The 8,136-nt window shown below is 46.7% G+C and carries 8 protein-coding genes and 1 pseudogene; all 9 read left to right on the top strand.

The annotated features are described in order from the left end of the window. Nucleotides 1-205, top strand: a pseudogene (locus tag L696_RS30980) (DEAD/DEAH box helicase); the annotation flags it as partial. Nucleotides 206-444: 239 nt separating this feature from the next. After that, nucleotides 445-1,413, top strand: a complete 969-nt coding sequence (locus L696_RS0117010; protein ID WP_025684713.1) for a cation diffusion facilitator family transporter — start codon at nucleotides 445-447, stop codon at nucleotides 1,411-1,413. A 39-nt stretch (nucleotides 1,414-1,452) separates the two neighbouring features. Continuing rightward, a complete protein-coding gene (locus L696_RS0117005) occupies nucleotides 1,453-1,677 on the top strand; it encodes a hypothetical protein (RefSeq protein ID WP_025684712.1) in 225 nt (74 codons plus the stop codon). 151 nt (nucleotides 1,678-1,828) lie between these two features. Next, nucleotides 1,829-2,992 (top strand): AI-2E family transporter, encoded by a 1,164-nt coding sequence (locus L696_RS0117000; protein WP_025684711.1) that lies wholly within the window; start codon nucleotides 1,829-1,831, stop codon nucleotides 2,990-2,992. A gap of 97 nt (nucleotides 2,993-3,089) precedes the next feature. Then, the gene (locus tag L696_RS0116995) at nucleotides 3,090-4,109 is read left to right on the top strand and encodes an LLM class flavin-dependent oxidoreductase (RefSeq protein ID WP_025684710.1); all 1,020 of its coding nucleotides are present in this window, start codon (nucleotides 3,090-3,092) and stop codon (nucleotides 4,107-4,109) included. 876 nt (nucleotides 4,110-4,985) lie between these two features. After that, the gene (locus L696_RS0116980; protein WP_155985418.1) at nucleotides 4,986-5,306 is read left to right on the top strand and encodes a DUF6426 family protein; all 321 of its coding nucleotides are present in this window, start codon (nucleotides 4,986-4,988) and stop codon (nucleotides 5,304-5,306) included. A 410-nt stretch (nucleotides 5,307-5,716) separates the two neighbouring features. Next, a complete protein-coding gene (locus L696_RS0116975) occupies nucleotides 5,717-6,610 on the top strand; it encodes an ABC transporter ATP-binding protein (RefSeq protein ID WP_025684706.1) in 894 nt (297 codons plus the stop codon). Nucleotides 6,611-6,620: 10 nt separating this feature from the next. Beyond that, nucleotides 6,621-7,421, top strand: coding sequence for a hypothetical protein (locus L696_RS0116970; RefSeq protein WP_025684705.1), 801 nt, complete (start codon nucleotides 6,621-6,623; stop codon nucleotides 7,419-7,421). Nucleotides 7,422-7,508: 87 nt separating this feature from the next. Beyond that, nucleotides 7,509-7,985 carry a glutathione peroxidase gene (locus L696_RS0116965; RefSeq protein ID WP_025684704.1) on the top strand — a complete coding sequence of 159 codons (477 nt, stop codon included), beginning with the start codon at nucleotides 7,509-7,511 and terminating at the stop codon, nucleotides 7,983-7,985. The last annotated feature ends 151 nt before the right edge of the window (nucleotides 7,986-8,136 follow it).

Below are 8,136 nucleotides of genomic sequence, written 5' to 3'. Positions count from 1 at the left end.
CGAACGCGGCGAGTATGACCGCAGCAGCAGCGGCTCCGCGCGCGGAGGCCAAGGCCGTTCCGCAGGGCAAAGCAGCGAACGCGGCGGATATGACCGCAGCAGCAGCGGTTCCACGCGCGGAGGCCAAGGTGGTCGCGGTGGACAGGCCAAGGGCGGACCGCGCGGGGCTCAAGGACAGGGAGGCCGTCGCGGACGGTCCAGATAAAGCAAGAGCGTTCTCATAGAACGCTCAGCTATGGTTATGGTAATAGCCCCGGAGATGCTCATCTTCCGGGGCTATTGTAATCTCCACCCATGCCGCCGATGCGGTAGCATCATAGGATGACATAAGCAGCATTACTGCGCTGAGCAAACAAAGAAAACCAGTAGCATAGCTGCCTTGAAAGTAACCGATTAACTTGGGGATAACAGTTGCTTTCAAGATAGATACGGAGGTTATACATCATGCAGGAACAGGATATGGGCAAACGCGCTATGGTGTCAGCGTGGATCAGCCTGATCAGCAACATCCTATTAACTGGCATTAAAATTATTACAGGCGTCATGTTCAACAGCAAGGTGCTGGTTGCTGACGGTGTGCATAACGCAGGGGATGTAATCGCCTCGGCAACGGCGCTGGGGGCGATGCGTATATCGAGTCTGCCGCCGGATGAGGATCATCCATATGGTCACGGCAAGGCAGAGGTTATTGGAGCTAGTGTGGTAGCGGTCATTTTGTTCGCAGCCGGCATATTTATTGGCTACCATTCCATTATGGCGCTGTTTGAACCGATGCCGAAGGAGCATATACTGGCATTGGTGGCGGCGATCATCTCCCTGCTCTGGAAGCAATGGCTGTATATATATACGATCCGTATCGGAAGGGCAGCCAATAGCCAGGGTCTCATTGCTACGGCCAAGGATCATCTGGCGGATGTATATGCCTCCGCTGCTGCTGTACTGGGTATCAGTTTGGGCCTGATCGGGGAGCACTGGAGCATTCCGATTTTATCCTACGGTGACCCGATTGCCGGGTTTGTGGTCGCACTGCTGGTTCTGAAGCTGGCGTGGGAAATGGGCCGTGAATCCATAGATATCCTAATGGAAAAGGCGATTGCAACCGAGGAAATCGAAAGCTATACCGAAGCAGTTCTTAGCGTAGCCGAGGTTCAGCGAATTGACCGCATCCGTGCCCGTGAGCACGGTCATTACATTATTGTGGATATCCGAGCTTCTGTAGATGCCTTTCTGACCATTCAGCAGGGACATGATATTATCCGGCTGATCAAAGGGGCTGTAATGAAGCAGGAACCGAGGGTTTACGAGGTGCTCGTGCATCTTAACCCATGGTACGCGGACACTCCTGACAATGCTAATCTGGCACCGCAAGAACATAAGAATAACAGCGTGACAGACAAGGAAAACTACCATTAGTCACAGGTCAATCGTGATAAGCTGAACAGACGACGCGAATTGACAGATATCATTTTACAAATCAAATTTCGGTCGCTTCCGGTCAGGTCGAAATTTAAGCTGCCAAGTATTTTAAACAGCATTTCTCCTTATATTGAAACGAACCTGAGCACAACAGAAATACTGCAATTGGCTTCATTGGGCTTTAATATCGATGTCAAGACGATTGCGAAACAGCAAATTCCACCGAATGAGCTGGTGCGAGAGACAACTGACACTCCATAACATTCCAAGCAAGCAAAGTGTGTATGTTGTCGTGCAACTTTGTTTGCTTTTGTGTTATTCGGGTATAACCTTGTATATTTTGATCTAAAATTATATCTTAGCAATATGAAGGATCATTAACTCATTTGCTTAAAGAGAAGGGGAATGTCATGTGGAAACAACTCCGGCATGGAAAGACCGATTCAAAAAGTTTTTTCTGAACAACAAGTTTGTGTTATTCCTGTTGGTACTGCTGCTCATCGGTTTAAATGTATTGGTGCTCACCAAAATTTCGTACATATTTACCCCCGTTATTGTGCTGCTGAAAACGATCATTCTCCCTGTCATTTTGTCCGGTGTTTTGTACTATCTGTTCAATCCGCTGGTTGATGTGCTGGAGCGCAACAAGGTCAAACGGATCTACTCCATTATTGTGCTGTATTTGCTTATCATAGGGATCATTACCATCGTGATTACATCGGTAGTGCCTGTGATCCGCGATCAGATTCAGGGGTTGATTCAAAATGTGCCTGCATATAGCGAGCAAGTACAACAACAGTTTGAGAAATTAATTGGCAGTGACTTTGTGAACCAGTTCCAAAACACGATTCAAATCAATCCGTCGGAGCTGGCCTCCAAGGCTTCTGAAAAGCTATCTGCCTTCATTAATAATGCCTGGGCAGGTTTGGGAAGCTTATTGGGTGTAGTCACAGAAACGGTGCTTGCGATCGCTACGGTTCCATTTATTCTGTTCTACCTGCTGAAGGATGGACACAAGCTGCCACAGTCGGTCCTGAGGATGTTCCCGCCTATGTTTCGTAAAGAGACTGATCGCATTATGACCGAAATGAATCATCAGGTCAGCTCGTATATCCGGGGGCAGATTATTGTCAGCTTCTGTATTGGGTTTCTGCTGTATATCGGCTACTTGATCATCGGACTGGACTATTCTCTGACGCTTGCCGTCATTGCGTCCTTTACGAGCGTTGTTCCTTATTTGGGACCCGTGATTGCCATTACGCCTGCATTAATTGTAGCTTTGGTAACATCTCCGGTTATGCTGCTCAAAATGGTCATCGTATGGACAGTCGTACAGCTCATTGAGGGTAAATTTATTTCTCCGCAAATTATGGGCAAGTCTCTCCGGGTGCATCCGATCACGATTATCTTTGTCATTCTGACGGCGGGCAATCTGTTTGGAGTGGTAGGGATTATACTGGCGGTTCCGGGCTATGCTGTATTGAAGGTTATCGTCACACATCTGTTTAGTTTCTTTAAGATACGTTCACACCTCTATGAAGCAGATAAAGCCAGAGAGAGTCTCTACAAAAAATAGAGCTTTCCGGTCGATCAAGGCACCTCTTGGGTAACTGTGGCTTTACGTGCTATAATTAATACCTATTCTTATCCCAAAACAGAAAGGTCAGACTTTTATGATACAACTCAGCATTCTTGACCAATCTCCGGTATCGGAAGGCATGACGCATGCGCAAGCGTTACACAAGACTGCCGAACTTGCTATAGAGGCGGAACGCTTGGGTTATCGCCGTTTCTGGGTGTCGGAGCATCATTCTGTCTCCAATCTTGCAGGCTCCAGCCCGGAGGTATTAATTTCGCATCTGGCGGCTCGTACATCGACCATTCGCGTCGGCTCGGGCGGTGTGATGCTGCCGCATTACAGCGCTTATAAAGTAGCGGAAAACTTTCGTGTGCTGGAAGGGTTATATCCGGGGCGTATGGATTTGGGTTTGGGACGGGCGCCGGGAGGAATGCGAACCGCCACCAGAGCCTTGCAGGAGGGCAAAGTCAGGGGCGGGGTTGATCTGTACCCCGAGCAACTGGATGATCTGCTGGCCTATCTGCATGACAGTACAGGCAGTGAGCATCGCTTTGGCTCGTTACAGGCGATGCCGCTCGTAGAAACCGTGCCGGAAATGTGGCTGCTCGGCTCCAGTGGCGACAGTGCAGAGCTTGCAGCCGAACGCGGCGTGGGTTTTGCATTCGCACAGTTCATCAACGGCGCAGGTGGCACAAAGGCTATGAAGGAGTATCAGGAGCATTTTAAGCCCTCGCAGCATAGTGATCGTCCGCGTTCACTTGTTGCCGTATTTGCTATCTGTGCGGATACCGAGGAAGAAGCGAACCGCCTGGCTTCCAGCATGGACTTGTCTCTGGTGTTACTGGAGCAGGGAATGCGCTCCGCTGGCACACCTTCCGTAGAAAAGGCATTGGCGTATCCTTATACGCCATATGATCGGATGCGCATCCGTGAGAATCGCAAGCGCATGGTGGTTGGCTCGCCTGAGCAGGTAAAGCACCAAATTGAGCAATTGAGTGAGGCTTATCATACACAGGAAATCATGGTCGCAAGTATTATTCATGACTTTGACGCCAAAATGAAATCCATACGTCTTATGGCTGAAGCATTCGGACTGCGTTCTGCACAGTCTTGATGTGATTTAGGGAAACTCAGAAGGAACTGTCACTTAAGTAGTTTTTAAACTACTAGGGGCAGTTTTTTCTTTTTGTTACAAGCGGACGGGATGTCCATGACGATGTACATAATTTGGTGAAGATAGAGTAAAAAAGGAGCCGTCGTGGTCAGCAAGGCTCCTTTTCATTCCAAAATATCCTTGTAAAAAAATGACTAAAATAAAAATTCATAAGTTAGGAATATAGAGGTAAATTTATTTATTCCTTCTATTGGCCATAAACACTAAAAAATACAATATTCCAAAAATAAGACTTACTAGAAATGAGGTTGATAATGCACTGAAAATAAAATCAGATGCAGGCAAAGTGAAGAACCTAGTCACACCACTAACGGTAGAGGACTGTGTTGGGCCTTTGATGAAGGAATAATATATGCCAATCATAAATCCGTAAGACAAATACTTAATTAGTTTTTTTTCAAATTTACTCATGACGATAACCACCCTAAATTATTTTGGAAAAGGAGAATTTAAATAATTATGAGACCATTCAAAGTAATGACGAAAACCACAATATTGGCAGCAATGACTGCTTTGTTACTTCCATACGGCGCCCTTGCTTCTGCAAATGAAGCACCAAGTCCGTTATCTTCTACAATACAATCTGAAACAGGCAAATGGGAGAAAACGGATGAAATAACATCTACACATGGACAAATATACAGATTCAGCTAGCAATGTTGGGGAGGATGTTTATTACTATTATGTCAATTATGATAGTTTAGCCAATAAAAAGGTAATAAAGGTGTCGTTAGTCCACAGTCATGGGGGATTGGTCCGATCGTTAAAACCAATGAAAACAAAGGCTAATGGGTTGATACAAACAATGCACTTCGTGTGAGCACATATTATGAAGGTAGCGGAAAGATTACAGTATCATCTTCAATTACAGCACAAGTAGAGGGATCGATTTCGGGTTCTGCCGAAGCAATAGAAGCTAGTATGGGATTTAGTTTGAGTAAGGGATTCAGTATATCTGATGAATACACGGTAAATGTTCCAAAAGGACAAAAATGGGTTGTTAAAGCTTATCCACGCTATGAGAAACATAGATTAGGAGTCTATGATCAGAGTATATTTGGTGATCCGTTCTTAGGCTATGTGATGGTGTATAAACCTGTCGGAGTAGCTTTTGGAATCGATAAACAAAAGATTTAAAAATAAAGTAAGGGGAGCCGTTGTGATCAGCACGGCTCTTTTTCTATGCCGGAAATTCTCAAAAGGGTAGTCAGGGGCACCATAGAGAACTGTCAAGTTCGTGTTATCGAACCCCTTTACGAGCGATTTGTCGTACTGACCTTTAAACGCTCAACATGTCAAAACAAAGAAGGCACACTCGGGCTAAACGGGAGCGTTCTTTCTTGGTTTTTTCTATAAAGATACCACCCAAGACTTGCTTTTTTAGGGTCATTTTCCGTGAAATGATTCCTATGCTAAGGAAATATGCCAATCAATACTTGATAATGATTATCAATATCTTTATTATATAAAGATAGAATGAAGTTTTGATGAATATCGTGCGTTAAGCCCGTGACTATATATTAGATAAGGGAAAGGAATGATTCCGAATGTTTCGTCTGAAAACGGCTAATCTGGATATTGCTTATGAAGATCGGTTGATTGTGGAGGATCTGAACGTTGAAATACCGCAAGGGAAGATCACAGCATTGGTGGGTGCAAATGGCTCCGGCAAGTCCACCATTCTGAAGACGATGGCTCGCATTATGAATCCTAAAGGCGGCAGCGTTCTGCTCGATGGTAAATCCATTCATAAGCAATCCACCCGGGAGGTAGCGAAGCAGTTGGCTATTTTGCCGCAAAATCCGACTGCACCGGAAGGATTGACTGTGACGGAACTGGTATCTTACGGACGTTTTCCTTATCAAAAAGGCTTTGGCTCCATGAAAGCAGATGATCGCAAAATGGTAGAGTGGGCCATTCAGGTGACAGGAATGAGCGAGTTCCACGACCGCCCGATCGACCAGCTTTCTGGCGGGCAGCGCCAGCGTGCATGGATTGCCATGGCGCTTGCGCAGGATACGGATATTTTGTTTTTGGATGAGCCGACTACCTTTTTGGATATGGCGCATCAACTGGAAGTGCTGCATTTGCTAGAGTATTTGAACACTTCGGCCGAACGTACCATTGTCATGGTCGTGCATGATTTGAACCATGCAGCCCGGTACGCCCAGCATATGATCGCGATCAAAAAAGGGAAGGCCAAGGCTGTAGGAACGCCAAACGAGGTCATGTCCCCTGACGTGCTGCGCGAGGTGTTCGGTATTGAAGCGGATATCGTAACAGATCCTCGCACCGGTGTACCGCTGTGTCTTCCATATGCTTTGGCCGGACAACCAGCGGTAAGCCAAGCCGTAAAGGGATTCAATCTGGAAGAGAATCAATTAGTAGGCTCCGTTTCCGAGCGGCGTGAAGCCAGACCACAGGTAGCGGCAAGAGGATAAAGGAGACCTAATGAAACCACTGGATTATGATCAGCTTGAGCAATTGGCGCGAATAGTGACAGACACACCAGAAGATGCGGTATACTCCGGGCCTGTAGCAGAATGGCTTGAACCGGATAAGCTTGGCTCTGTGATGCAGTATTATGGTGAATTGTTGCGTGCGGAAGACGGCTTGACCGCAGCCGTTTATTTTGTGAACCAGTTGCGTGGTCTTGTGTTTGCTCAGCATTTTATGGTGTCTTTGTGTGAACGCCGTCTCGATCTGTCGGTTTCCAATCTCAGATTTCATATTTGTTATCAAGGGAAATATCCCGCCATCAGCCTTCAGGTCATCGATACAACTGAGCTGGACAACATCAGGCAGGACGAGCATCATTCATCCGGGCAGGCGCAACAGGCGTTGCGTGACTTTTACAGCTTGCAGATCAGACCGATACTGGAGGCGATGGCTGCGGCTGGAGGCGCATCTGTTGGACAGATGTGGGGACAATTTCCGCTGACTTTGCTGTATTTTAAGGACAGAGTCCAGCCATCGCTGACTGATCCACAGGATGTGGAGCATTTTGAACAAGATTATTATTATGTGACGCGGGAACTGGAGGGAGAGGTATTCGGGCGTAAAAGAAACCCGTTTACGGTTCGTCTTGTTGAGCTGGATAACCCTTACCGTCCCGGTGAGAAGGCATATATGAAACCGTCCTGCTGCCAATATTACAAGACAGGTGGAGGCCAGCGGTATTGTTTTGCGTGTCCAAGGATGTCCGCATCAGAACGTGAAGAACGCAGACTCGAAGTGGCGGTGTCTCGCTAAAGTATCGAGGGATGTTGGCATGTCCGTTTCCTTTTGGGTAAAATGGGTGATGAAACTTAAATTAAGCGAAACAAAGGAGGATGCTATATGTCTGTCTATTCACATCATGCCGTAACACCAGCGAATCAGGAGGTTCCTCTGGATACCTACACCGGTAAGGTGCTGGTCATCGCAAATACCGCAAGCAAATGCGGACTTACCCCGCAATATGGGGATTTGCAAAAGCTATATGATGAATATAAGGATCGGGGACTGGTTGTATTAGGCTTTCCTTGTAACCAATTCGGCGGTCAGGAGCCGGGCAGCAGCGAGGAAGCGGCTGAATTTTGCCAACTGAATTACGGGGTTAATTTCCCGGTATTCGCTAAAGTGGACGTTAACGGCCCGGATACAGCACCTCTGTTTGAATATTTGAAAAAGCAGCAGCCTGGAGAGCAGGAAGACGGTACGATTCAATGGAATTTTACGAAATTTATTGTGAATCGTGAAGGTGTGCCTGTGAATCGCTTTGAACCCAAGGAATCGCCAGAGGCGATGAAAGCGGCCATCGAGCAATTGCTATAATAGCTTCTGCTTTATCAGAAATATACGTTTAGATCAGGTTGAATTTCCGGTGTTTTTCCGGGGTTCGGCCTTTTTTGTTGTCTGCATTTCACATTCGGTTGATCGTTGCAGTAGCATTTGGAAGCCTGATAAAAGGCATAATCAAGCCCCC

Origin of the sequence: Paenibacillus maysiensis, assembly GCF_000520815.1 — a bacterium.
In the GTDB taxonomy this organism is placed as follows: Bacteria; Bacillota; Bacilli; order Paenibacillales; family Paenibacillaceae; genus Paenibacillus; species Paenibacillus maysiensis.
This window is presented reverse-complemented; position numbering and strand designations above follow the sequence as displayed.

Bases quoted from the DNA above. Each gene is read 5' to 3' on its own strand.
- L696_RS0117010 (WP_025684713.1), top strand. From the start codon at position 445: ATGCAGGAACAGGATATGGGCAAACGCGCTATGGTGTCAGCGTGGATC.
- L696_RS0116995 (WP_025684710.1), top strand. From the start codon at position 3,090: ATGATACAACTCAGCATTCTTGACCAATCTCCGGTATCGGAAGGCATG.
- L696_RS0116975 (WP_025684706.1), top strand. From the start codon at position 5,717: ATGTTTCGTCTGAAAACGGCTAATCTGGATATTGCTTATGAAGATCGG.
- L696_RS0116970 (WP_025684705.1), top strand. From the start codon at position 6,621: ATGAAACCACTGGATTATGATCAGCTTGAGCAATTGGCGCGAATAGTG.
- L696_RS0116965 (WP_025684704.1), top strand. From the start codon at position 7,509: ATGTCTGTCTATTCACATCATGCCGTAACACCAGCGAATCAGGAGGTT.